Below are 24,059 nucleotides of genomic sequence, written 5' to 3' on the forward strand. Positions count from 1 at the left end.
GTCGTGGTTCTCCGATCGACGGGCAGGTCACTTGAGCAGGTCCGGGTGGTCCTTGTAGACCTCGGCGATGAGCGAGGTGTCGAAGAGGTCACCGCTGCCGATCTCGACGCCGGAGGCCTTCAGCGTCGCGAGGCTCGTACTGATCGCCGTGTCGGAGATCGTGAGCAGGCCGTTGGTCGCGGTCTCGTCGCTCTGGATCAGCTTGTTCGCCTCGGTGGCCTGCAGTTTCTGGGTCGCGGCGTCCAGATCCAGGGTCTTTCCGTAGTTTTTCACCGCGAGGTCGACAGCGCCGTCGGTATCGGCGACCGCGTCCTTCCAGCCCCGGATCGTCGCGTAGAGGAAGTCCTCCAGCGCGGCCCGCTTGTTGTCGATCGAGTCCTGGCTGACCACGAAGCTCTCGGTCACGAACGGCAGCCCGTTGTCGGCGAACGGCAGGTTCTGCACCTTGAAGCCACGCTGCTGCAGGGTGATCGACTCGCTGGTGACGAACGCCAGGTAACCGTCGACCTCGCCGTTGGTCAGCACCGACGGGTCGTACTGCACCGGGACGATGGTCACGTCCGACTCTTTGATGCCGTTGACCGCCAGCAGCGCCTTGAACAGGCCCTCGTTGCCGGTCTGCACGCCGACCTTCTTGCCGACCAGGTCGGCCGGCTTGGTGATGTTCGCCTTGTTGGCCAGCGACAGGATCGTGAACGGGTTCTTCTGGTAGGTCGCGCCGATGATCTTCAGCGGGGCCTGCTCGTTGTTGATCGCCTGGGCGACCGTGATCGGGTCGCTGATCCCGATCAGCGACTTGCCCGAGGCCACCTGGGTCTCGGTCGAGCCCGGGCCGGCCACCAGGTTGACCGAGCTGAACCCGGCCTCCTTGTAGTAACCCTTCGAGTCGGCGAAGTACTCGCCGGCGAACTCGATGTCCTTGACCCAGGACAGCTGAACGGTGAGGGCGCCGTGATCGGTTTCCGTGGAGGCGGTGGAGGAGTCTCCGTCGCCGCCTCCACAGGCGGTCAGGGCAAGGGCTGCGGCGGCCAGAACTGCGACAAATCGTGACTTGGAGAAAGACAGCACCGTCATAGCGGCGGCTCCTAAACTCGCGAAGAGGGGGGCTTCATTCCAGTTAGGATGGAATCCTGTTCACCTATACCGAACACTAGGGGCCGCAAGTTACCTCGCACGGCACCGGTGTTTCGGGGTTGTAACTACAAGATCAGTAACTGCTTGATCAGTACGACGGTGGAGCGCTCGAGAACAGCAGCACCACGGGCTCGTCGCTCGGGTTCTCGAGGCGGTGCGGGGTGCTCGGGTCGTACGAGAGGCAGTCACCCTGCCGCAGTTCGAAGCGCTCCGCGCCGAGCCAGACGTCCACACGTCCACGCTCCACGAACACGGCGGTCTCGGAGGCGCCGTAGGCCAGCATTCCCTCGCCGGTGTTGCCTCGCGGCGCCAGCGTCGAGCGGATCACCTGCAGCTTGCCGAACGCCCGCGGGGTCAGCAGCTCCTCGTCCCACTCCCGGTTGGGGTGGACGAGTCGCGGGCCCTGACCGGAGCGCACCAGCCGGGAGTTCGACCGGCTCTCGAACAGGCTGCCGATGGTCTGGCCGAGCGCCTTGGCGATCCGCATCAGCGTCGCGATCGACGGGCTGGCCTCGCCCCGCTCGACCTGGGACAGGAAGCTCACCGAGACACCCGACTCGGCGGCCAGCGACCGCAGCGACACCTTGCGATCGAGCCGGAGCTCCCGGATGTAGGTGCCCAGCTTCCGCTCGAAGCCGGCCGCATCCGTCGTCAGGTCCTCGGGCGTCGTCACGTGTGCACAGTATCGGTCGGGTGGGTTCCGGTCAGTGGTGTCCACGATGCCGTCAGCGTGTCCACCGCCGCCCCGATCTCCGCCAGGTCAACGGTCAGAACCTGGCCGTCCCGGACGACGGTCCGGCCGCCGACCACCACTCGTTCCACCGCTTCCGGCAGCATCGAGTAGATGACGTTCTGGGTGGCGGTGCGCCGGGGCCGCAGCGAGGGCGCGGTCAGGTCGAGACCGACCAGGTCGGCCCGGTAACCGGGGGCGATCAGGCCGACCGGCTGGCGCAGTGCGCGCCCGCCCGCCGAGGTGCCCATCCGCAGCACGTCGGTCGCGGTCAACGCCGTACCGTCGCGGTCTTTGGCTTTGGCCAGCAGCGCGGCCATCCGCATTTCCTCGAAGAGCGACTGGCGGCTGTTCGCTCCCCCGGCGTCGGTGCCGAGGCAGACCGGGATGCCCCGGTCCAGCATCCGGCGGACCGGCGCGATGCCGCCGCCGAGGAAGGCGTTGGCCGACGGGTTGTGCACGACCGTGCTGCCGTGTTCGGCCAGCAGCGCGAGGTCGGCGTTGTCGACCCGGACCGCGTGCACGGCCAGGGTGCGCTCGTCGAGCACGCCGAGCGCGGCCATCCGGCCGATCGGCGTCACCCCGAACCGGGTGATCGACGTGTCCACCTCGCCCTGGCTGTCGGCCAGGTGGACGTGCACCGGGACGTCGAACTCGGCCCCGAGCGCGGCGGCCAGTTCGAGCATGTCGGGACCGGCCCCGAGTACCGAGTGCGGGGCCGGGTGGACGTCGATCAGCGGGTCGCCGGCCACCGCCGTCCGCAACTCTCGGAAGTTCTTTTCAAAAAGCGCCGGGGACTCCTGGTAGCGCGGCGGGCCGGGATCGGCGTCGAACATGCACCGGGCGAGTACGGCGCGCAGGCCGACCTCCCGTGCCGCCTCGATGATCGCCATCGCGTTGTCGTTGCCGCCGTCGTGCAGGTAGAAGAACTCGACGGCGGTGGTGATGCCCATCCGCAGCATCTCGGCGAAGTCGTAGCGGGCGGCCAGCTTGATCGCGTCCCGGTCCAGCCCGGCCGCGGTCGGGTGCACCAGCTTGCCCATCCAGTCGGCGAACCGCAGGTCGTCGCCGAAGCCCCGGATCAGCGCCTGGAACGTGTGCCCGTGCCCGTTGACGCCGCCGGGCACGATCGCCCGGTCGGCCCAATGCTCGACCTCGGCGCCATTTGAAGCCGAAGCAGGGCCGGCCGCCACGATCATGTCGCCGTCGATCTCGATCGCGGCGTCGGCGATCCACTCGTCGCCGATGAACGCCAGCGGCGCGGTGATCAGCCGGGTCACGGGTTCAGCGCCTTGTCGACGAGGTCCTGGTCGCCCTCGAAGAACCGGACGGTGGCGAGCTTCCCGTCGCGGACCGTGGAGAGGATCAGCCGCCGCCAGCTCACCCCGTTGGCGGTGGCGGTGGCGACCGTGACGACGTGCTCGTCGCCGCCCAGCAGCTCGTCCGGGACCAGCCGGAACGTGCCACCGGTCAGCCGGGCCATCGTCGCGCCGAACTCCCCCACCCCGGCGTGACCGTGGTACGTGCCCGACGCCGGGTGCGAGCCGGGCACTTCCAAGATGACGTCGTCGGCGTAGAACGGCATCGCCGCGGGCGGCCCGCCGGCCTTCATGGCGTCGAAGTAGCCCTGCAGTACGGCCAGGTTGCTCATCAGTCCTCCCCACGGATGTAGGTGCCGTAACCGGACGTACCGACGAGCTCCTCGTCGCGCACCACGAACTGACCGCGCACCAGGGTGTGCCGGGGCCAGCCCTTCAGCGGCATGTCCTCGTACAGCGAGTAGTCGGAGAACGTACCCAGCCAGGCCGGGTCCGGGGTCCGGGTCTTCTGCAGGTCGACGATCGCCAGGTCGGCGTCGAGGCCGACGGCGATGTCGCCCTTGCGGTGGTCGGCCTGGATCAGCTCGGCCGGGTTCTTGGCGGTGAGCTCGGCGATCCGCTGCAGCGGCAGGCCCCGGCGGTGATAGCCCTCGGACAGCAGCACCGGCAGCGTGGTCGGCGCGCCCGGGAAACCGGCGCTGGCCTTCCAGATGCCACCCTCCTTGGCGACCCGCTGCCGGCCGACGTGGTCGGAGCCGAGCGTGTTCACGGTGCCGTCGGCGAGGGCGGCCCACAATGCGTCGGGATGCCCGGCCGTACGCAGCGGCGGGTTGACCTTGCCGACCACGCCGCCCGCCCAGTCCGAGGTGTGCGTCAGGTAGTGCGGGCAGGTCTCGGCGAACAGCGAGTCGGAGGCGAACTCGACCCGGGCCTTGCGCAGCTGGTCGAGCGAGTCGGCCGTGCTGACGTGCACGAAGTACATCCGGCAGCCGGTGCGCTGGGCGAAGAACGTGGCCTTGCGGATCGCCTCGGCCTCGACGAACGGCGGCCGGGACTCGTCCCAGGCGGCCAGGTCGTCCCGGCCGGCGGCGATCAGCTCGTCGCGCAGCACCCAGACGATCTCCGGGTTCTCCGCGTGCACCAGCAGCAGGTCACCCCGGGCGGCGACGGCCTGGGCGATGCCGAAGAAGCGCCCGTCGTGGGTGCCCTCGACGTTGAGGTACGCGCCCTCGTCGCCCCGGAAGTGCATGAAGTACTTGAACGAGCGGAGCCCGTACTGGCTGCGGTACTCGTCGATCTCGCTGATGTGCTCGTCGGTCATCAGCGTGCAGTGGTAACCGAAATCGATGTGCGAGAGCGAAGAGGCCGCCGAGGTGTGCTCCGCGAGCATCGGCAGGTACGACCCGCCGTTGGAGAGCATGTACATCATCGTGGTGACGCCGCCCTTGGCCGCCGCCGCGGTGTCGGTGCGGTACTCCTCCAGGCCGGAGGTCGACAGCGCGATGTGGTTGTGCGGGTCGACGCCGCCGGGGAAGAGATGCAGGCCGGTGACATCGACGCGCTCGGCGGCGTCGACTGCGGTGCCGTTTTTCAAAAGAGCCGCGATCTTGCCGTCCCGGATGCCGACGTCGGCGGGCCGGGGCACGTCCCGAGGGCGCACCACCGTGCCGCCGGTCAGCACGAGGTCAAAGGGAGGTTGCATGCGGTTCTCCTCTTTCAAAAAAGAAGGCTGAGCGGGCGGTCGTCGATGATCGACTCGAGCAACAAGGGGTCGAACGGCAGGGACCGGAACTGCTCCAGGCAGTCGGCCGGCCGGTAGATCGGGAAGTCCGAGCCGAACAGCACCCGGTCGGTGACGCCGTAATCGAGCAGGTTCTGCAGGATCTGGGTGAGCTGCGCCGGGCGCCCGTACCGGGCCGAGAGGTCGGTGAAGACGTTCGGGTTCTTGAACATCACGGCCGCGGTCTCGAAGCTCCACGGCTGCCCGGCGTGCGCGATGATGATCTTGGTGTCCCGGAACGTGCGGGCCACCCGGTCGAGCAGCATCGGCTGCGCGTACTCCAGATAGCCGCTGCGCAGAAACACCCCGCCCTGGTGGAAGGTGAGCGCCAGGCCGTGCTCGGCGGCGGCCGCGTAGACCGCGAACGCCTCGTCGCTGTGCGGGTGGAAGCCCTGGTAGGGCGGCGACAGCTTGAGGCCCTTGAGCCCGAGGTCGGTGGCCGCGTAGCGAACCTTGTCGACCGCGTGCGGATCGGAGGGGTCCACGCTGCCGAAGCCGATCAAGCGGTCCGGCGAGGAAGCGACCAGCCCGGCGATGTACTCGTTCGGGATGTCCAGGTCGATCTCGCAGGCGACCAGTCCGAGGATCACCGCCGCGTCGACGCCGGCCTCGCGCATCGCCTCCTGATGGGCGTCCCAGTCGCCGTCCGCGCTCGGATGGGCGGACACGTTGGCGTCCAGCTCCGGCCCCCAGTGCGGGCCGAGGTGCTCAGGCAGCCAGGTGTGGCTGTGCCAGTCGACTCTCACGCTATTTTTCCGAAATAGGCGTCGATTTCCGACACGGACAGCACGTCGGCGTACTTGGAAGCAAGATCAAAGAGCGCCACTTCGTGTACGACGTCCAAGCGGTCGAAGACAGCGTCTCCCACCACACCCACCCGGAAGCCGTAGGAGAACGCGTCCACGGCGCTGGCCCGAACGCAGCCACTCGTCGTCGCGCCGGCCAGCAGCACGGTGTCGACACCTCGCTGAACCAGGTGGGTGAGCAGCCCGGTCGCGAAGAACGCGCTCGGGTGGTCCTTGGCGATCAGCGGCTCGTCGTCCCGCGGGGCGGCCTCGGCGACGAAGTCGTACGCCCCGGCGCCGGTCGAGGCCAGCGTCGGCGTCTTGCCGGCGTAACCACCGGCGGTGAGCTTGGTCTTCGGGGCGACGTGCGGGTGAAAGACCGGGATGCCGGCCTTCCGCGCCGACGCCAGGAGGACCGCGATCCGGTCGACGGCACCCCAGCCCCGGTTACCCGTGGCGGTCGGGAACTCGTTCATCGCCTCATCGATCGGCACACGCGAGTGGCCGACCGTGCGGTATTGCACGTCGATCACCAGGAGCGCCGGGCGTACACCCAGACCGGACACTCGGCCGAAGCCGGCCCGGTCGTACAGGGTTTCGTCCGCCGCGGCTAGAGCCGTTGGCCACCAAGAACTGGACATGGCGCCGAGGTTAAGTTGCCTGCTCGCCGGGTGTCAACCAATACCGGAATGCATCAACTAACACTGGACACATGTCCTGCGACCCTGTAAACCTGTCCGGCATAGGTTCACGGCTGGTGGGAGGCGTTGTGCAGTTCGATTACCTGTTCACGATGGACAACCCGGGTAACACCCGGTCCTATCGCGAACTCCTCGACATGGCCACGGAACAGATCGTGCATCTCGACGAGTCCGGTTTCGGCACGTTGTGGCAGGGTGAGCACCACTTCGGTGGCGAGGGTTTCGAGATCAACCCCAACCCGATCCTGGCCGGGGCTTATGTCGCGGGGATTACGAAGCGGCTTCGCATCGGCACGGGCGCGGTCACGCCGCCGTTCTGGCACCCGCTGCGACTGGCCGAGGACCTGGCACTTCTCGACCAGATGAGCCGGGGCCGGCTGGACATCGGCGTCGCCCGCGGCATCCAGCGCCGCGAGTTCACCAACTTCTACCCGGCCGCCGACCGGGGCGCCGACGAGCAGCGCAACTGGCGCTTCTTCCTGGAACAGATGGAGATCCTGAAGAAGGCCTGGACCCAGGAGGCGTTCTCACACCAGGGCGAATTCTGGACGTTCCCGGCTCCCGGGATCCCGGACGGCGCGACCTGGTACCCGCGCAACCCGCTCTGGCGGGCCGAGGACGGCGAGTACATCGCGATGTCGATCATCCCGAAGCCGTACCAGAAGCCGTACCCCTCGCTCTGGAATCTTCTGGATAAAACGCCCGGCTTCGTCACCTCCGCCCAGGAGCGGATGAACGTGATCACCTGGCTGCGCTCCCGCGAGGGCCTGCGCGAGGTGATGGACGCCTACCAGGGCGCGCTCACCGAGACGCTGGGCCGGCCGGCCGCCCGCGGCGAGGGCGTCTCGCTGATGCGGATGGTCTACGTCGCCGAGACCGACGAGCAGGCCGAGGCCGACACCCGCGAGCTGATCAACGCGCTGTACTCCTACGTCGGCGGGGTGCGCCCCCGCGGCATGTTCGCCAACCCCGGCGAGAAGCTCACCGACGAGGAGCAGACCGGCGAGTGGTGGAAGTTCCTCTACCCCCGCGAACATCTGTTCATCGGTTCGCCCGACACCGTCAGGGCACAGATCAAGAACTTGCAGGACGAGTACGGCGTACCGCGGCTCGTTCTCTGGTCGTGGATCCCCGGTCTCGACCAGGAGCAGGTCATGCGGTCCAACCGGCTGTTCGCCGAGGAGATCATGCCGCACTTCCCGGAGGCGGCGCCCGAGCCGGTCCGGCCCGAGATGCCGGCCGGCTTCGGCCCGCTGACCGGGGACTGAGCCCCGTGCGCCGGATCATCCGGGTGCCGGAAGGCCCCCAGTACGACGAGTCCTATCCGCTGTCGCAGGGCGTCGAGACCGAGACCATGGTCTTCGCGAACGGCATGGCGTTCGACAACGACTCCCGCACGCGCATGGCCGCGGCGGCCTCGATCGCCGACGAGACGCGCATCGTGCTCGACGCCCTGGCCGCGATCCTGGCCGACGCCGGGGCCTCGCTCGCGGACGTGGTGAAGACGACGGTCTACCTGTCCGACCGGGCGTTCTACGACGAGATGAACAGCGTCTACCGCACCTATTGGGCGCCGGGTTCATTTCCGACCCGCGCCACCGTCTATGTCGGAATCGGGAGTGAGTGCCGGGTGGAGATCGACGTGATCGCGGTGAAGCCGTCATGAGGGCCCCGAATCTGATCGGCGGGGTGGTCGAGCCGTCGACCGGCACCGACATCCCGGTGACCTCGCCGTGGACCGGGGAGTCGATCGGTTCGGTCGGCGCCGGCGACGCGGCGACCGTGGACCGCGCGGTCGCCGCCGCCCGAGCCGCACTGCCCGGGTGGGCGTCGATGCCGTCCACCCGGCGGGCCCGGATCCTGGTGCGCCTGGCCGGGCTGATCGAGGCGAACGCCTCCTCGCTCGCCGAGACCATCTCGCGGGACAACGGCAAGACGCTTGTCGACGCGCGGGCCGAGCTGGACCGGGCTCGCGAGCACCTCGAAGCCGCCGCGACCGCCCCCGCGCTGCTCGCCGGGGAGCACGTGGTCGACGTCGTCTCCGGCATCGACGCCACCCTGGTCCGCGAGCCGGTCGGCGTGGCCGCCATCGTGCCGCCGTTCAACTTCCCGATCATGACCGGGCTGATCTACTGGTCGTGGGCTCTGGCCTGCGGAAACACCGTGGTGATCAAGCCGTCCGAGCAGACCCCGTTCGGTGGTTCCGCGCTCGGGCCGCTGTTCGCCGAGGCCGGCTTCCCCTCCGGGGTCGTCAACGTCGTGCAAGGCGGCCGGGAAGTCGTGGAGGCACTCTGCGACCACCCGGACGTGGCGAGCGTGTCGCTGGTCGGCTCGTCGGCCACCGCCGCCGCCGTTCATGCCCGCGCGTCGGCGGCCGGCAAGCGCGCCCAGGCGGCCGGCGGCGCACGGAATCCGCTCGTCGCCCTCCCGGACGCCGACCCGGAGGTGGTCGCCGCCGCCGTCACCACCTCGGCGTTCGGGATGTCCGGGCAGCGCTGCCTGTCCAGCAGCATCCTGGTCGCGGTGGGTTCGCAGCCCGAGCTGGTCGATGCCGTGGTCCGCGCAGCGCGGGAGACCACTGTTGCTTCGGCTCCGGAGGCCGCCGGAATCCCGCCGATGATCTCGCGCGCCGCCGTCGACGCCGTCCTCGACGTGCTCAAGCGGGCCGAGGGCGATGTCCTTGTCGACGGCCGCGCCGCCGTCACCGCGGGCACGGCCGGCGCGGCTCCAAGTGGGCCCTATGTGGTCGGCCCGTCGGTGGTGCGCGCCGCGATCGACAGCCCCCTGCTCACCGACGAGGTGTTCGGGCCGGTGCTGTTCATCGTCACCGTGCCGACCCTCGACGCGGCGATCGAGTTCGTCAACGCCAGCCCGTTCGGCAACGCGGCCTCGATCTACACCGCCGACGGCACCGCCGCCCGCGCGTTCACCAGCCGCGCCGACGTCGGCAACGTCGGCGTCAACGTCGGCGTGGCCGCCCCGACCGCACAGGTCGGCTTCGGCGGCCGCCGGAAGTCGTTCCTCGGCACGATCCACTCCCAGGGCCGCACCGCCGTCGACTTCTTCACCGACCTCAAGTCGGTGTCGGCGAGGTGGGTCAGCTGAACGTTCTGACCACGGGCATCGACCTCGGCCCGGCCCGGATCAAGAACCGCGTCTTCGTCGCCCCGCACACCACCAACTTCGGCGAGGCCGGCCGCAACCTGGTCACCCAGCGCCACCTCGATTACCACCGGGAGCGGGCCCGGGGCGGCGCCGGCCTGATCATCACCGAGGGCATCCGGGTGCACCCGACCAGCCTGCGCCGGCTGGGCATCCACGCCTACCACGACGAGGCCCTCGAGGGCCTGTCCGAGCTGGCCGACGTCGTGCACGCCGAGGACACCCGGCTGTTCGCCCAGATCCTGCACACCGGCCGGCACTCCGGCGACGACCACCACGGCAGCTGGGGAGCCGGCCCGGCGCCCTGGAACACCGGCGCGCATTCCCCGCACGTGATGAACGCGTTCGACCTGGACACCGTGGTCGACGGCTTCGCGGCGGCCGCGGCCCGGGTCGTCGAGGCCGGCTTCGACGGCCTGGAGGTGCACCTCGGGCACGGACACCTGCTCCAGCAGTTCCTCTCCCCGCTCACCAACGACCGGCGAGATGGCTACGGCGGCTCGTTCGAGGCCCGCACCCGGCTCGCCCGGGAGGTGCTGATCGCCGTGGTCGAGGCGGTCGGCGGCCGGGCCGCCGTCGGCGTGCGGCTGTCCGCCGACGAGTTCCTGCCCGGCGGCCTAGGTCCCGACGACGTGGTCCGGATCGTCGAACATCTCCGCGGTTTCGTGGAGCTCGACTTCCTGCACGTCAGCCACTCCGCCTACATCGGGGCGGCCTCGCTGAGCACCCAGATGGCCGACATGAGCTACGGCCGGGCGCCGTTCCGGCACCTGCCCGCCCGCTTCAAGCAAGAGTTCCCGGACGTCCCGGTGCTGGCGATCTGCCGAATCGACACCCTGGAAACCGGCGCCGAGATGGTGGCGTCCGGCGAGGCCGACCTGGTCGGTTACGCCCGCGCGCACATCGCCGAGCCAGCCCTGACCCGGCGCACCCTCGGCCAGGGCGCCCCACGCCACTGCATAGCCTGCAACCAGGGCTGCAACGCCAACCTGGAGGCGATCACCCCGATCACCTGCACGGTAAACCCAGCCGTCGGCCACGAACGTTCCTGGCTGGCCGCCGAGGAGACCCACCCCACCCCGCAGTCGGTGCTGGTGGTCGGAGCCGGCCCGGCCGGCCTGGAAGCGGCAATAACCGCCAGCCGCCGAGGCCATCACGTCGTCCTGGCCGACGCCGCCCCGGATCTCGGCGGCACCCTGCCGGACGTCACCAAGATCCGCCCCGGCTTCAGCCTCCTCCTCGACGACCTACGGTCCGAGCTGGACGCCAGCCGCGTGATCCGCCGCTTCGGCGCCGAGGTAACCGCAGCCACGATCGCCGACCTGTCCCCCGACGTAGTCATCCTCGCCACCGGCGCGGCAACGCACCCGGCAGACGCGCTGACGCTGCCCGCAAGTCCGCCGCTCACCACCAGCGCAGCCACCCACCCAGCAGACGCACTCGCGCAGCCCGCAAATCCGCCGCTCGCCGCCGATGCGGCCACCCACCCGGACGACGCGCGGGCCCTGCCCGGCGATCCGACGGACGCCACCGATCCCGCCGTGCCGGCGCTGGCCGGTGGGCCGCCGGTGCTGGAGCTGGGCGAGGTCGTCAGACGGCCGGGATCGGCAGGGGCGACCACCCTCGTACTCGATGAATTGGGGTCTTGGGAGGCCTTTGCGCTGGCCGAATTTCTCGCGGCGCGCGGCGTCGCGGTCCGGCTGGTCAGCCCGCTGGCCAGCATGGCTCCGCGGATCACCGTCTACTCGCGGCTCGGGCTGGCCGAGCGGCTGCGCGCGGCCGGCGTGCGGATCTTCACCATGCACCGGCCTACGCACGCGTGCGGCGACGCCGTCACCATCACGCACACCGTCGACGGGTCGACGCAGACCCTCGCCGGCATCGACTCGATCGTCCACGTCCGGCCCGCTCGGGCGCGGGCCGGGCTGCTCGACCAACTCGCGGAGTCCGGCTGGTCCGGCCAGGTGCATCTGGTCGGCGACGCGTTCGCTCCGCGCACCGTTCAGGAAGCCGTCTACGAGGGGCGGGCCGCCGGTCTGGCGATCGGCGTCCCCTCCGTCACCGAAGGACTGTCCATGCGCCCTCCCTACCCCCTGGTCCCGGCATGACGACCGCGCTGATCACTGGCGCCGCCGGGGCGATCGGGCAGGCCATCGCGGCCGCCCTCGGCGCTGCCGGAATGCGGCTGGCCCTGGCCGACACCGACGAGGCGGCCTTGGCCGCCGCGCTGAGCAACGGCCCCGCCACCTCGGCTGCCGCGCTGGGCAACGGCCCCGCCACCTCGGCCGCCGCGCTGGGCAACGGCCCAGCCGCGCCGCTGAACGAGGGCCCGACCCTGCATCGGCTGGACGTGACGGACGATTCGTCGTGCGCCGACGTGGTCGCGGCGGTCGTTGCGGCTCACGGTGAACTCTCGCTTCTCGTCAACGCCGCCGGGATCATGGTGCGGAGCACCGCTCTGGAGACCGACACCGCGACGTTCCAGCGCGTGCTGGACGTCAATCTCACCGGCGCCTACCGGATGGCGAAGGCCGCGCACGCTGCCCTCGCCGCCAGCGGCGGCTCGATCGTGTCGATCTCGTCCACCCACGCCTTTCTGGCCGCCAAGGCCTCCTTCGCCTATGGCGTCAGCAAGGCCGGCGTCAGCCATATGACCAGGCTGCTCGCCCTGGAGTGGGCGGCCGACGGGATTCGGGTCAACGCGGTCGCGCCGACCGTGGTGCCCAGCGCGATGACCGCGGGCGTCCTCGCCGACCCGGCCTATGTCAACCGGAAGATGGCCGCGATCCCGCTCGGCGCGCCGATCGCTCCCGAGCACGTCGCCGCGGCCGTGGCCTACCTGGCCTCGCCGGCCGCGGCGTCGACCACCGGCCAGATCCTCGTACTCGATGGTGGTGAAAGCCTTGCGTAAGACCATTGTGGTGATCGGCAGCGGCGCGGCCGGCCTGTTCTGTGCGGACGGCCTCGTCGCGCGCGGCGACGCCGACGTGATCCTGCTCGAAGCCGGCGACGACCCGGGCACTCCCCCGCCGGACTGGATGCGCACCGACCTGGCCACCCCCGCCGACGTCGACTGGGGATACGTCGACGCCGACACCGGGCGGCCGCTGCTGCGCGGCAAGGTCACCGGCGGGTGCACCTCGACGAACTCGGCGGCGGCGCTGCGCGGGCAACCCTGGTGCTTCGACGAGTGGAACATCGACGGCTGGCGCTGGGACGACGTCGCCCCGGCGTTCAACGCCCTGGAGAACGACCGGCAGTTCGGTGACCGGCCCACCCATGGCGCCGCCGGTCCGATTCCGATCACCCGGCTGAGCTTCGGGCCGGTCGACACCGCGTTTGCCGAATGGGCGGCCGGGCAGGGGCACGCCTGGGTCGAGGACCAGAACGCGCCGGGCGTGCTCGGCGTCGGTCACTGGCCGACCAACACCGTGGACGGCGCAGTGCGCTACGGCGTACACCAGGCTCTTCTTCCTGGTCTTCGGCCGCATCTGCGGGCCGGGACGACCGCGAAGCGGTTGCTGTTCGACGGCACCCGGTGCGTCGGGGTGGAAACCTCGGCGGGCACGATCGACGCCGACCACGTCGTGCTGTGCGCGGGCTCGGTCGAGACACCGGCGCTGCTGCTGCGCTCCGGCATCGGCCCGGCCGCCGACCTCGCCGCGGCCGGGATCCCGCTGGTCCACGACGCCCCCGAGGTCGGCGCCAACCTGCAGGACCACCCGTGGACCGTGCTGCAGGTCCGCGCGGCCGACCCGGAAGCGCCCGGTCTGCGGCCGGTCAACGGTGTGCTGCTGCGCTACGAGATCCTCGCCGACGACCGGGTCGAGGTGCATCTCTATCCGCACCAGGCCAAGCCGTACCTGCCCGACGCCGATCCCGCCGACGTCTTCCTCGGGCTCGGCCTGATGCGGGCGATCAGCCGCGGCTCGGTCCGGCTCGCCGTCGACGGCACCACCGAGGTGCACCTCAACCACCTCGGCGATCCGCAGGACGCCAAGGCCTTCGACCTGCTGCTGGACGACGCGCGAGCGGCCCTCGACGCGCTGAGCGACGTCCTGATCGAGCCGGCGGACGCCTGGTGGCGTGCTGATAATCCGCCGCCCTTGGAGTCCTACGGGCACCTGGTCGGCACCTGCCGGATGGGAACCGACCCCGGCGCGGTGGTCGACCCGACGCTCGCCGTCGCGGGGGTCACCGGCCTGTCGGTCGCCGACGCCTCGATCATGCCGACCAGTCCCCGCGCCAACACGATGCTCGCCTCCATGATGATCGGCCTGCGCGGTGCCGCGCTGGTCCTGCCCGAATAGAGGACTGCCATGCCCCTTCTCGACCCCGACCGGATCGCCAAGGTTCTGCACGCGGGCACCGCCCAGCCGGCCGCCGCCACCGCCGACATCACCGAACCGGCCACCGGCGCCGTGCTCGGCCGGATCGCGACCGCGACCACCGACGACCTGTCCACGGCAGTGGCCCGGCTGGTCGACGGTCAGCGGGCCTGGGCCAGGCGCCCGGCGTTCGAACGCTCCGGCGTGCTCCGCGAGGCCGGCCGCCTGATCGAGGCCAATATGCCGGAGCTGGCCGACTGGCTGGTCCGCGAGGGTGGCGCCACCGTCGGCAAGGCGATGTTCGAGCTCACCATCAGCGCGCAGGCCCTGCACGCGGCGGCCGGGCTCGCGCTGGAGTCGACCGGCGAGACCTACCCGTCGCCGGCCGGCCGGCTCAGCATCTCCCGGCGCATCCCGGCCGGCGTGGTCGGCGTCATCGCGCCGTTCAACTCGCCGCTGTTCCTCGCCCTGCGCAGCGTCGCGCCGGCCCTCGCGGTCGGCAACAGCGTGGTGGTCAAGCCCGACCCGCGCACCGCGGTCAGCGGCGGCACGATCATCGCCGAGGCGCTGTTCCAGGCCGGGCTCCCGGCCGACGCCCTCGCGGTGCTGCCCGGCGACGGCACGCTGGGGGCGGCGCTTGTCGACCACCCGGACGTGCCGATCATCGCGTTCACCGGCTCCACCGCGGCCGGCCGGGCGATCGCGGTGCAGGCGGCCAAGCAGCTCAAGCGGGTCCACCTCGAACTCGGCGGCAACTCCGCGCTCGTCGTGTTCGACGACGTCGACCTGGACGCCGCGACCAGCGCCGGCGCCTGGGGCTCGTTCCTGCACGCCGGCCAGATCTGCATGGCGTCGAGCCGGCACCTCGTGCACGAGTCGATCGCCGAGGAGTACGTGGCCCGGCTGGCCGCCCGCGCCACGGCCCTCGACCCGCGGACGGCGATCGGGCCGATCATCGACGCCCGGCAGCGGGACGCCGTACACAAGATCGTCTCGGACACCCAGGCCGCCGGCGCGACAGTGGTCGCCGGCGGCACCTACGACGGCCTGTTCTACGCCCCCACGGTCATCAGCGGGGTGCGACCCGGGATGAGCGCCTACGACCTGGAGATCTTCGGGCCGGTCGCGCCGGTCACCACGTTCGCCGACTTCGACGAGGCGGTCGAGCTGGCCAACGGCACCGAGTACGGCCTGTCGGCCGGCGTGCTGACCGCCGACGTCGGCCGCGGGCTGGCCTTCGCCGACCGGATCGTCAGCGGAAACGTGCACGTCAACGACCAGACCCTGGTCGACGACGTGTTGCAGCCGTTCGGCGGCGTGCGCGCCTCCGGCAACGGCAGCCGGGTCGGCTCCAACCGCTACAACGCCGACGCGTTCACCGAGCAGCAATGGCTCACCAGCCAGGCCGAGATCGCCCGCTACCCGTTCTAGGAGTTCCCGTGTCCCACATCTACACCGCCAAAGCCCACGTCGCGGGCGGGCGCAACGGCCACGGCCGCAGCGACGACGGCCACCTGGACGTCGACCTGTCCCGGCCGGCCACCGGCGGCCCCGGCACCAACCCGGAGCAGCTGTTCGCGGTCGCCTATGCCGCCTGCTTCGAGGGGGCCCTGGCCACCGTGGCCCGGCGGGCCCGGGTCGACCTGGGCGAGACCAGCGTCGACTCGACGGTCTCGCTGTCCTCGGTCGACGACGGCAGCTTCCGGATCGGCGCCACCCTGGCCGTGACCATCCCGGGCGTGACCGATCCCGACGAGGCGGTGAAGCTGGCGATAGAGGCCGACCGGGTCTGCCCGTACTCGAACGCGCTGCGCGGCAACGTCGAGGTGGCGATCACCGCCAACGGCCGGTGGGTGGCGGGTCCCCGTGACTGACGCGACCGAACTCCGGCGGGCGTTCACCCTCTACCCCCGGGGCGTGATGGCCGTGGCCGCCCGGATCGACGGCGTGCCGGTCGGGCTCGCGGTCAGCGCGTTCGTGTCGGTGTCGCTCGACCCGCCGCTGCTCGCGCTCTGCATCGACGCGGCCTCGCGCACCTGGCCGGTGCTGAGCACGGCCGGCACGATCGGGGTCAGCGTGCTCACCGAGGAGCACGCCTGGCTCGGCCGGCAGCTGGCCAGCCGCAGCCGCGACCGGTTCGCCGATGCCAAATTCGACGAAACCAGCGGGGGCGCGCTGCTCCTGGACGGCGCCGCGGCCCGGTTCGAGTGCCGCACCGAGACCGTGGTGCCGGGCGGCGATCACCTGATCGTCCTGCTCCGGGTCCTGTCCCAGGAGGCCGACCCGGCCCGCAAGCCGCTGATCTGGCACGATTCGGAGTTCCGGGCGGTGGCGCCGTTGTGAACGCGGCCGCGCACCCATGACATTTGTCCTGCCGATCGCGCGCCGAACGGGTCAGCGGAGTCCGGGGTCCGGATGCGACCGTGGAAGGCGTGACGATGACGGTAGATGTGGTGCGGCTCCGGCCCCCGATGCACCGGGTCAGCCCGCGCGCCCGGTGGTACTGGACGGCCAAGGCCGCGGTGCTGTGGACAGTGCTGCTGGTGCCGCAGGTGATCTGGTGGTTCGCCGACGGGGACGGCGCGCGGCTCCCGCACCTGATCGTGGGTGCGGGGTGGCTGGTGCTGGCGGCCGTGCACCTGGCGGTGATGCCGCAGTGGCGCTATCGCGTGCACCGCTGGGAGGCCACCGACACCGCGGTCTACACCCAGACCGGCTGGCTCAGTCAGGAACGGAGGATCGCACCGATCTCCCGGGTGCAGACCGTGGACAGTGAACGCGGACCGATCGAGCAGCTGTTCAAGCTGGCGAACGTGACCGTTACCACCGCGTCGGCGGCCGGCCCCCTCAAGATCCAGGGGCTGGCCGTGGCGGACGCCGACCAGCTGGTCGCCGACCTGACCACCCGGGTCGGCCAGACCGTCGGGGACGCCACGTGACCACCGCGGTCGACGCGGGCGAGGAGCCGGCGGTCGACGCCGATGCCGGCTGGCGCCGGCTGAGCCCGCGGATGCTGGCCGTGCACCCGGTGATGGAGCTGCGCCGGCTGATCTTCCCGCTGATCGCGGTGCTTATCGGGTTCCGCAGCGACGACGGCGCCGACGGCGGCTGGTGGGCGCTGGGCATCGGCGGCATCGGCATCGCGCTCGGTTTCCTGCGCTACTTCACCACCTCGTTCCGGATCACCCCGGCTCACGTGCAGGTGCGCCGGGGGCTGGTCCGCCGCCGGACGCTCACCGTGCCGCGGGACCGGATCCGCACCGTGGACGTCACCTCGAACGTCCTGCATCGGATCTTCGGCCTGGCCCAGGTCACCGTCGGCACCGGCCAGACCGACAAGAAGAACGACGGCGTGAAGCTGGACGGGCTGAGCGCCGCCGCCGCCGAGAACCTGCACCGTGAGCTGCTGCACCGCCCGCCCGCCGAGGCGGCCCCGGGCACCGGCTCGGTGGTGCCGCCGCCCGCCGCGGCTACCCCCGAGACCGTGCTGGCGGCGCTGCGCCCGGCCTGGGTCAGGTACGGCCCGTTCACGTTGTCCGGCCTGGTGGCGATCGGTGTGGTGTTCGGCATCGGCTCCCGCCTGGTGAATGAGAGCCACGTCGACCTCGCGAAGATCGGTCTCGTCCACGACTCGACCGTCTACCTGCGGGAGCGGCCCCTGCCGGTGGCGATCCTGCTGGTGTCCGCCGCGGTGGTGATGTTCACCGCGATCGCGTCGACCAGTGGCTACATCCTGACGTTCTGGAACTTCCGGCTCAGCCGGCATCGCAGTGGCACGCTGCACGTACGGCGCGGCCTGCTCACCACCCGCAGCACCACGATCGAGGAACGCCGGCTACGCGGTGTGGAGCTGAGCGAACCGCTGCTGCTGCGGGCCGTGGGCGGCGCCCGGGTCCTGGCCATCGCCACCGGCCTGCGGGTCGGCCGGGGCGCCGACCGCGGCGGCTCGGTCCTGTTGCCACCCGCGCCGCGCGGCGTCGCGGTGGACGTGGCCGGCCGGGTCATCGGCGACGCCGATCCGCTGACCGTAGCCCTGATCCGGCACGGCCCCCGGGCCCGCTTGCGCAGATTCACCCGGGCCGGCACGGCCGGCCTTGTGGTGATCCTGATCGCGCTTGCATTCGTGCTGCTCGCCGGCGCGCCCTGGTGGACCTTCTGGACGGCGCCGGCGGTGCTGCCGCTCGGCGCGCTCCTGGCCCAGGACCGGGCGGCGTCCCTGGGTCACGCCCTCACCGGAGACTGGCTGGTCAGCCGGCACGGAAGTCTGGTCCGACGCCGCTACGTGCTGCGGACCGACGCGGTGATCGGCTGGAACATAGCCACCTCGGTGTTCCAGCGCCGGGCCGGCCTGACCACCCTGGTCGCCACCACGGCCGGCGGGCAGCAGCATTACGCCGTCCCCGATGTCCCCGCCGCCGAGGCGATCCGGACCGCCCGCGCCGCGGTCCCCGGCCTGCTGGAACAGTTCCTCGCTGACTGACCGTCACGGACGGCCCTCCGGATGTACGCCGGAGGGCCGCGCCCGTACTAGGAGACGATGCAGTTCTTGCCGTTCGCGCCGCTGCCGGTCTTCACCGGCTCGGCGCCGGTGTTGTTGCCGGTGTACAGCCAGCACGTCGGGATGCTGCCGATGCTGTTGCCCTTCAGCGTCGCGACGTCGCCGTAGTTGGTGTTGACGCCGGCGATCACCTTGCCGCTGGTCGCGGTGACGTTGGTGATGGTCACCTTGCGGGCGGCCTGGGTGGAGCAGTTGCCGCACGAGCGGTACAGCTTGCCGAAGTTGCTGACCTTGAAGTTCTTGATGGTCACCGAGCCGCCGGACCCGCGGTTGTCCTGGAACACCTTGTCCGACGCGCTCGCCGCGCTGCCGCCGTCGATCACCACGGTGGCGTTGGTGCCCCGGAAGGTGGCGGCGTCCTCGCCGACGTCCTGCCAGACGACGTTGGTGAGGTTGCAGCTGCCCGCGCAGTGCACGCCGTCGGCGGCCGGCGCTCCGAGGATGACGTTCTTCAGGGTCGCCCCGGCGGCCAGGTCGAACAGCGGGTCCTGGCCCTCGGCCTGTCCTCCACTGCCGAGGTCGCCCGAGCCGATGTAGCGCTTACCGCCGCCGTCGAACGTGCCGGTCACCTTGATCGAGGCGGTGACCTTCACGTCCGTCGCGGCGGACGCCGCGCCCACCACCGCGACCGAGCCGGCCAGAGCCGCCGCGAGGACAGCCGCACCGATGAGCAAGCGTGGTCTTTTCATTGTCTGTGGACCTTTCGTCGAGTACCCACGTTCGGCAGGAACATACGGCTCTGACATGGGCAGGAAACCGTTTGGACATCGACGTATGTCTTAAGAGATGTTTAATCGGTGCTTTGTTCAAGGCTAATTTTGCTGCAACATGCCATTGACATGCGCAAATGCTACTTTTATGCAAATCTCTGCAAATGACCAGTTGACGGGACCAGTCATATCGAAGATCGTGGATGGCTTACGGTTCGGTGCACAGTGACGCCGGGCCCACCACGATCGAGGTACCGATGACCAGGTTCTCGCTCCCCCAGCAGTCGCACCTCCGGCGGCTGATCGCCGCCGGGGCCGGCGCACTGCTCCTCCTGCTCGGGACCGGGCTCACCATGCCCGGCAGCGCCGCCGCGGCCGTCCCGGGCACGACCGAACTGGCCTACTACGACGTCACGTCGCCGACCACGACGACCGGCGCGCTGGCCGCGAACCTCACCCGCACCGGCTATGACGTGCTCGAAGGGCCGCTGACCAACGGCGTACCCATCCTGGCGGCCGAGGCCGACGCCCAGCGGTTGCGGCGCGGTGGGCTGACCGTGCGCTATGCCGGGCCGCTCTACCAGCCGGTCCCGGCGTCGTTCGTCGCGGCGGCCGACACCTACTACGGCGGTTACCACACCGCCGCCGGGCACGAGGTGCACAACCAGGCGGTCGCCACCGCCCACCCCGACCTGGCCGTGCTGCGCAGCATCGGCCAGTCCTGGCTGAAGTCGCAGAGCAGCAGCGCCGGTCACAACATCCAGGCGCTGTGCATCACCAAGATCGCGACCGGGGACTGCGCGCTGAACAGCAGCGGCACGAAGCCGAAGTTCACCCTGATGGCCCAGATGCACGCCCGGGAGCTGGCCACCGGCGAGCTCGCCTACAAGTGGATCGACTACCTGGTCAACAACTACGGCACCAACACCGCCGTGACCACGCTGATGAACACCACCGAGCTGTGGGTCATCCCGATCGCCAACCCGGACGGCGTCGACATCGTCTCCTCGAACTCGACCCGGCCGGTCTCCCAGCGCAAGAACGCCCACACCAACGGGTGTTCCGGCACCGGACTCGGCGTCGACCTCAACCGCAACTCGAGTTACCACTGGGACGTCAACCAGGGCACCAAGTGCAGCGAGACCTACCCCGGGGCGAGCGCCGCCAGCGAGCCGGAGACCCAGGGCATCCAGAGCCTGCTGAGCCAGATCTACAAGGACACCAAACCGGCCGCCGACTTCTCGGCCGCGACCACCGCCACCAAGGGGACCTTCCTCACCCTGCACTCCTACGCCGAGCTCAACATCTATCCGTACGGGTGGACGAACTCGCTCGCGCCGAACAACACCGATCTCAAGACGATCGCCACCGCGATGGGCAAGTCCAACGGGTACGCCGTGGTGCACGGCGACGGCGGCCTGAACTACTTCGCGCCCGGGGCGACCGATGACTGGATCTACGGCACGCTGGGTGTTCCCGGCTACACCATCGAGGTCGGCCCCAGTTCCTCCGGCTGCAGCGGGTTCTTCCCGGCGTACAGCTGCATGTCCTCGTTCTGGAATTTGAATTTGCCGGCCTTCCTGAGCCTGGCCAACGCGGCCGCGCGCCCCTACCCGACCGGCAGCTGACGCTCACGGCCGGAGCCGCTCCCGGACCGCACCCCGGCGGGTACCGGAACGGCGGCTCCGGCCGACTCTCCTTATCCGGTGACCGACCTCCCCCGGCCCTCCGCCCGCGCGTGGTGGCGGTATTTGACCGCGTTCGTTCTCGGGCTGGTTCCGTACGCCTGCGGCGGGTGCCCACCCAGAACCGGGAGCGGCTGCTCGACTCGGCCGTGATCAGCTGCGGTTACGCCCTGGTAGTGGCCATCTTCCTGATCAAGCCGGCCGTGGTGCAGGACAGGTCGATCCCGGCCGCCCTCACCCTGGCCGCCTACCCGATGGCCGACCTGTTCATCTTCGCCCTACTGATCAGCCTGCTGCTCAGCGGCGGCCTCGGCACCCAGGCGATGCGGTTGCTGGCGCTGGCCCAGCTGGCCCTGCTGGTCTTCGACCTGGCCTACGCCTTCATCCCGGCCTTCCTGCTGCAGGACTCGCTGTTCTCCGGCATCACGAACGCGGCCTCGCTGGCCGTCTACGGCCTGCTCGGCGCGGCCGCCCTGCACCCCGGTTTCACCTCGCTGACCGCCCCCTCATCCTTTGAGAGCCGCCCCCAGCTGCCCTGGATCCGGGTGCCGCTGCTCTGGACCGCCGCGCTGGCCGGGCCGGCACTACTGGCCTACGAGGCCTGGCGGTACGACGGCAAGGTGCCGGACGCTTTCGTCATCGCCGTCGGCTGCACGGTGATCTTCGGCCTGGTGGTCGGCCGCCTCCAGGCGCTGATCACCCGGGTCAACTCGCAGTCGGTCGAGCTGGCCGAACAGGCCCGCCGCCTGGAGGTGCTGGCGTCCTCGGACGGCCTCACCGGCCTGGTAAACCGCCGCACCTGGGACGACATGCTGACCGCCGGGCTCGAGCAGGCCGGCCGGCAGCAGCTCACCACCACGGTGGCGATCATCGACATCGACCACTTCAAGCACTACAACGACACCCACGGGCACCAGGCCGGCGACCGCCTCCTGAAGACGGCCGCGGCGGGTTGGAGCGCCCAGATCCGGCATCATGACGTGCTGGCCCGCTACGGCGGCGAGGAGTTCATCGTCCTGCTCCCGGACTGCGACGCGGCCACCGCCGCAGAGACCCTAGGCCGCCTGCGCGCCGCCACCCCGGACAACCAGACCTTCTCGGCCGGCATAGCCACCTGGAACCATGAGGAATCCGCCGACGACCTGGTAGCACGGGCCCACGCGGCGCTCTACGCGGCCAAGCACGACGGCCGAGACCGCTCAGTCATAGCCGAACCGAACCGCTCCGTACGGGTCTGACTCAGGAATCAGATCTGGCTGAGATCGATCTCGATAGCGAAGGGCACAGTTAGTTTCACGACGCCGGCGAAGACGTCGCTGTCGCGGTAGCGGCCGGTCGCCGGGTCAAGAACGTACGTGTAAACGAGCGGTGCACCCGTGGCGGCCTGCTCGACACGCCAATAGAACTGAATGCCCGCCCTCGCGTACTGGTCAGCCTTGACGATCCGGTCGGTCGTCTCCGAACCCGGTGAAACCACCTCGACCACCAGAAGCACATGCTCGGGCCGGGTCGGGGCAACGTCGATGGTCTCCGCCCGGTACACCGTGACATCGGGACGACGGTTGTTCAGCGGCACGTCCTGCAGCCGGACATCGAAGTCGGTCTCAGCGTTCCAATCCGGCCCGGCGGCCGCATCCAAGGCGTTTGCCAGAAGCCGGGCCAGGCGGCTGTGCCGCTTGAACGGGCTCGGACAGACCAGGACCATCCCATCCACGATCTCGATGCCCGCACACTGCTCTTCCGTCCATGCCGCGTACTGCTCGGCCGTGACCTGCTGATGCATCCAGGCCGGCGCGACCATCTCGACCGTCATACACACCCCATGGAACCCGATCGGCCACCGGACTCAAGATACCGTGGCTCCTGCGACCCACATACGGTCACCGGCAGGCCTGACGGAATCCCCTAGGTAATGACGTCCGGGTCCAGCAGCGTTACTTGAATAACATACGGGACGATATCATCGTTTATTGTCGCATGGAAACCTGCGGCCACCAGAATAGCCCGCAGTGATTCGCTCATTATTTCGTCCGTTGTTCGACGCAGCTCACGCATGCCATCTGCGGCATTTCCTCGCGCATACGCCTCACGGGATCGAATTTTTAATTCCTTTGATACGACCCACGTTACGTACACACCGGCACAGCGTCGGGCATCAAATCCATCTCGATGTGCAACCCGCTTGCTTCGTCATCGGGTAGAGGGGAAGGAGTGAAGCCTTGCCAAGAAAAGCACCCCTCTGCCTCCGCGACGACGCGCATCACAAGCCCGCCGGCAGGAACCCGTGGATAACCGATCACGGTGACGTCGGGCTGTGTCGCATGTGGATGATGGGAGACATGCTGATCTCCGTCGTGGTGCCGGTCTACAACGAGGAACAGTTCCTTCGGGCTTGCCTTGACGCGGTCTTCGGGCAAGACGAGCCGGTGCACGAGGTCATCGTGGTCGACAACGGGTCCAGTGACGGGACCCTCCGCGTGCTGGACGAATACGCCGGGCGGGTGACGCTGCTGAGCGAGCCGCGAAGGGGTGTCCAGCACGCCCGCAATCGCGGGTTCGACGCGGCCGGCGGGGACGTGATCGGGCGGATCGACGCCGACACCCGGCTTGGCCCGGGCTGGTCCCGGGCGGTCCGGGAGACGTTCGCGGAACCGGCGGTGCAGGCCGCGACCGGCCCGGTCGCCTACTACGACGTGGTGCTGGCCGGGCTCATCGACGGCGGCGATGCCCTCTTCCGGCGGGTGTGGGGTGGCCGCGAGCTCGACTGGCTGCTCGGCGCCAACATGGCGATCCGGGCGACCGCGTGGCGGCGGGTGCGGCCGGCCCTCTGCGACGACGCGGGCGTGCACGAGGACATCGACCTCGGCATTCACCTGCACGCTGCCGGTGAGGCGACGGTGTTCGCGGCCGGGATGCGGGCCGGCACCTCGGCGCGGCGGATCGCGAACCGGTTCACCGACTACCGGCGGTACGTCCTGATGACCGAGCAGACCTACCGGCGACACCCCGGGCGACCACACGCGTACGCCCGGGCCTGGCTCACCGCGCGCGCCCAGTTTCTGCTGTTTCCGTTGCTGCGCCTGGTGTATGCCCTGGCCCAGCCCCGTCCACTGGCGGCGCTGCGGGGCGGCGGCCGGAAGAATCCCATGCTGCCCGGCCGCTGAAGA

23 protein-coding genes are annotated in these 24,059 nt (G+C 70.1%); 14 read left to right on the plus strand and 9 right to left on the minus strand.

Going from position 1 to position 24,059, the window contains the following annotated elements; translation table 11 throughout:
- Positions 1-27: 27 nt before the first annotated feature.
- The 7 genes from Ate02nite_RS31840 to Ate02nite_RS31870 all read right to left on the minus strand — a co-directional run bounded on the left by Ate02nite_RS31840 (position 28) and on the right by Ate02nite_RS31870 (position 6,389).
- Positions 28-1,074 (minus strand): ABC transporter substrate-binding protein, encoded by a 1,047-nt coding sequence (locus tag Ate02nite_RS31840; protein ID WP_203811548.1) that lies wholly within the window; start codon positions 1,072-1,074, stop codon positions 28-30.
- A 148-nt stretch (positions 1,075-1,222) separates the two neighbouring features.
- Entirely contained in the window at positions 1,223-1,807 is a 585-nt protein-coding gene (locus Ate02nite_RS31845) for a helix-turn-helix domain-containing protein (RefSeq protein WP_203811549.1), read from the minus strand.
- On the minus strand, positions 1,804-3,144 hold the full coding sequence (locus tag Ate02nite_RS31850) for an amidohydrolase family protein (RefSeq protein ID WP_203811550.1): 1,341 nt from the start codon (positions 3,142-3,144) through the stop codon (positions 1,804-1,806). The genes Ate02nite_RS31845 and Ate02nite_RS31850 overlap by 4 nt, the downstream gene beginning before the upstream one ends.
- A complete protein-coding gene (locus tag Ate02nite_RS31855; protein ID WP_203811551.1) occupies positions 3,141-3,515 on the minus strand; it encodes a nuclear transport factor 2 family protein in 375 nt (124 codons plus the stop codon). The genes Ate02nite_RS31850 and Ate02nite_RS31855 overlap by 4 nt, the downstream gene beginning before the upstream one ends.
- The gene (locus Ate02nite_RS31860) at positions 3,515-4,885 is read right to left on the minus strand and encodes a dihydroorotase (RefSeq protein WP_203811552.1); all 1,371 of its coding nucleotides are present in this window, start codon (positions 4,883-4,885) and stop codon (positions 3,515-3,517) included. Before Ate02nite_RS31860 ends, Ate02nite_RS31855 begins: the two co-directional genes overlap by 1 nt.
- Before the next feature lie 14 nt (positions 4,886-4,899).
- Entirely contained in the window at positions 4,900-5,709 is an 810-nt protein-coding gene (locus tag Ate02nite_RS31865) for an amidohydrolase family protein (RefSeq protein ID WP_203811553.1), read from the minus strand.
- Positions 5,706-6,389, minus strand: coding sequence for an isochorismatase family protein (locus Ate02nite_RS31870; protein WP_203811554.1), 684 nt, complete (start codon positions 6,387-6,389; stop codon positions 5,706-5,708). The genes Ate02nite_RS31865 and Ate02nite_RS31870 overlap by 4 nt, the downstream gene beginning before the upstream one ends.
- Before the next feature lie 128 nt (positions 6,390-6,517).
- Here Ate02nite_RS31870 and Ate02nite_RS31875 point away from each other — a divergent pair, with 128 nt between their 5' ends.
- From Ate02nite_RS31875 to Ate02nite_RS31925, 11 genes are all read left to right on the plus strand, one after another.
- Positions 6,518-7,717, plus strand: coding sequence for an LLM class flavin-dependent oxidoreductase (locus tag Ate02nite_RS31875; RefSeq protein WP_203811555.1), 1,200 nt, complete (start codon positions 6,518-6,520; stop codon positions 7,715-7,717).
- Between the two features lie 5 nt (positions 7,718-7,722).
- Complete coding sequence (locus tag Ate02nite_RS31880) at positions 7,723-8,115, plus strand: RidA family protein (RefSeq protein WP_203811556.1); 393 nt, start codon at positions 7,723-7,725, stop codon at positions 8,113-8,115.
- Positions 8,112-9,554 (plus strand): aldehyde dehydrogenase family protein, encoded by a 1,443-nt coding sequence (locus Ate02nite_RS31885; RefSeq protein WP_203811557.1) that lies wholly within the window; start codon positions 8,112-8,114, stop codon positions 9,552-9,554. Before Ate02nite_RS31880 ends, Ate02nite_RS31885 begins: the two co-directional genes overlap by 4 nt.
- Entirely contained in the window at positions 9,542-11,719 is a 2,178-nt protein-coding gene (locus Ate02nite_RS31890; RefSeq protein WP_203811558.1) for an oxidoreductase, read from the plus strand. The genes Ate02nite_RS31885 and Ate02nite_RS31890 overlap by 13 nt, the downstream gene beginning before the upstream one ends.
- A complete protein-coding gene (locus Ate02nite_RS31895) occupies positions 11,716-12,522 on the plus strand; it encodes an SDR family oxidoreductase (protein WP_203811559.1) in 807 nt (268 codons plus the stop codon). Before Ate02nite_RS31890 ends, Ate02nite_RS31895 begins: the two co-directional genes overlap by 4 nt.
- Complete coding sequence (locus Ate02nite_RS31900) at positions 12,515-13,921, plus strand: GMC family oxidoreductase (protein ID WP_203811560.1); 1,407 nt, start codon at positions 12,515-12,517, stop codon at positions 13,919-13,921. The genes Ate02nite_RS31895 and Ate02nite_RS31900 overlap by 8 nt, the downstream gene beginning before the upstream one ends.
- Before the next feature lie 9 nt (positions 13,922-13,930).
- Positions 13,931-15,370, plus strand: coding sequence for an aldehyde dehydrogenase family protein (locus Ate02nite_RS31905; RefSeq protein WP_203811561.1), 1,440 nt, complete (start codon positions 13,931-13,933; stop codon positions 15,368-15,370).
- Positions 15,371-15,378: 8 nt separating this feature from the next.
- Positions 15,379-15,813, plus strand: a complete 435-nt coding sequence (locus tag Ate02nite_RS31910; protein ID WP_203811562.1) for an Ohr family peroxiredoxin — start codon at positions 15,379-15,381, stop codon at positions 15,811-15,813.
- The gene (locus Ate02nite_RS31915; protein WP_239147842.1) at positions 15,806-16,282 is read left to right on the plus strand and encodes a flavin reductase family protein; all 477 of its coding nucleotides are present in this window, start codon (positions 15,806-15,808) and stop codon (positions 16,280-16,282) included. Before Ate02nite_RS31910 ends, Ate02nite_RS31915 begins: the two co-directional genes overlap by 8 nt.
- 95 nt (positions 16,283-16,377) lie before the next feature.
- Entirely contained in the window at positions 16,378-16,878 is a 501-nt protein-coding gene (locus tag Ate02nite_RS31920) for a PH domain-containing protein (protein ID WP_239147869.1), read from the plus strand.
- Positions 16,875-18,419, plus strand: a complete 1,545-nt coding sequence (locus Ate02nite_RS31925) for a PH domain-containing protein (protein WP_203811563.1) — start codon at positions 16,875-16,877, stop codon at positions 18,417-18,419. The genes Ate02nite_RS31920 and Ate02nite_RS31925 overlap by 4 nt, the downstream gene beginning before the upstream one ends.
- 47 nt (positions 18,420-18,466) lie before the next feature.
- On the opposite strand, the gene Ate02nite_RS31930 is transcribed toward Ate02nite_RS31925, so the two are convergent.
- The gene (locus tag Ate02nite_RS31930; protein WP_239147843.1) at positions 18,467-19,186 is read right to left on the minus strand and encodes a pectate lyase; all 720 of its coding nucleotides are present in this window, start codon (positions 19,184-19,186) and stop codon (positions 18,467-18,469) included.
- 224 nt (positions 19,187-19,410) lie between these two features.
- On the opposite strand from Ate02nite_RS31930, the gene Ate02nite_RS31935 reads away from it, so the two are divergent.
- Both Ate02nite_RS31935 and Ate02nite_RS31940 read left to right on the plus strand, forming a co-directional pair.
- Positions 19,411-20,835 (plus strand): M14 family zinc carboxypeptidase, encoded by a 1,425-nt coding sequence (locus Ate02nite_RS31935; RefSeq protein ID WP_203811565.1) that lies wholly within the window; start codon positions 19,411-19,413, stop codon positions 20,833-20,835.
- Between the two features lie 167 nt (positions 20,836-21,002).
- A complete protein-coding gene (locus tag Ate02nite_RS31940) occupies positions 21,003-22,130 on the plus strand; it encodes a GGDEF domain-containing protein (RefSeq protein ID WP_203811566.1) in 1,128 nt (375 codons plus the stop codon).
- Positions 22,131-22,138: 8 nt separating this feature from the next.
- Here the strand turns inward: Ate02nite_RS31940 and Ate02nite_RS31945 are convergent, their stop codons facing one another.
- Positions 22,139-22,705: a Uma2 family endonuclease gene (locus Ate02nite_RS31945; RefSeq protein ID WP_203811567.1), complete on the minus strand. Its 567-nt coding sequence runs from the start codon at positions 22,703-22,705 to the stop codon at positions 22,139-22,141.
- Positions 22,706-23,231: 526 nt separating this feature from the next.
- Here Ate02nite_RS31945 and Ate02nite_RS31950 point away from each other — a divergent pair.
- A complete protein-coding gene (locus Ate02nite_RS31950; protein ID WP_203811568.1) occupies positions 23,232-24,056 on the plus strand; it encodes a glycosyltransferase family 2 protein in 825 nt (274 codons plus the stop codon).
- The last annotated feature ends 3 nt before the right edge of the window (positions 24,057-24,059 follow it).

The organism is Paractinoplanes tereljensis (assembly GCF_016862435.1).
Lineage (GTDB): Bacteria > Actinomycetota > Actinomycetes > Mycobacteriales > Micromonosporaceae > Actinoplanes > Actinoplanes tereljensis.

Excerpts from the sequence above, each read along its gene's own strand:
- Ate02nite_RS31860 (WP_203811552.1), bottom strand. The coding sequence starts at position 4,885 with ATGCAACCTCCCTTTGACCTCGTGCTGACCGGCGGCACGGTGGTGCGC.
- Ate02nite_RS31905 (WP_203811561.1), top strand. The coding sequence starts at position 13,931 with ATGCCCCTTCTCGACCCCGACCGGATCGCCAAGGTTCTGCACGCGGGC.
- Ate02nite_RS31945 (WP_203811567.1), bottom strand. The coding sequence starts at position 22,705 with ATGACGGTCGAGATGGTCGCGCCGGCCTGGATGCATCAGCAGGTCACG.
- Ate02nite_RS31930 (WP_239147843.1), bottom strand. The coding sequence starts at position 19,186 with ATGAAAAGACCACGCTTGCTCATCGGTGCGGCTGTCCTCGCGGCGGCT.
- Ate02nite_RS31935 (WP_203811565.1), top strand. The coding sequence starts at position 19,411 with ATGGCTTACGGTTCGGTGCACAGTGACGCCGGGCCCACCACGATCGAG.
- Ate02nite_RS31920 (WP_239147869.1), top strand. The coding sequence starts at position 16,378 with ATGACGGTAGATGTGGTGCGGCTCCGGCCCCCGATGCACCGGGTCAGC.
- Ate02nite_RS31895 (WP_203811559.1), top strand. The coding sequence starts at position 11,716 with ATGACGACCGCGCTGATCACTGGCGCCGCCGGGGCGATCGGGCAGGCC.
- Ate02nite_RS31840 (WP_203811548.1), bottom strand. The coding sequence starts at position 1,074 with ATGACGGTGCTGTCTTTCTCCAAGTCACGATTTGTCGCAGTTCTGGCC.
- Ate02nite_RS31885 (WP_203811557.1), top strand. The coding sequence starts at position 8,112 with ATGAGGGCCCCGAATCTGATCGGCGGGGTGGTCGAGCCGTCGACCGGC.
- Ate02nite_RS31870 (WP_203811554.1), bottom strand. The coding sequence starts at position 6,389 with ATGTCCAGTTCTTGGTGGCCAACGGCTCTAGCCGCGGCGGACGAAACC.
- Ate02nite_RS31855 (WP_203811551.1), bottom strand. The coding sequence starts at position 3,515 with ATGAGCAACCTGGCCGTACTGCAGGGCTACTTCGACGCCATGAAGGCC.
- Ate02nite_RS31950 (WP_203811568.1), top strand. The coding sequence starts at position 23,232 with ATGCTGATCTCCGTCGTGGTGCCGGTCTACAACGAGGAACAGTTCCTT.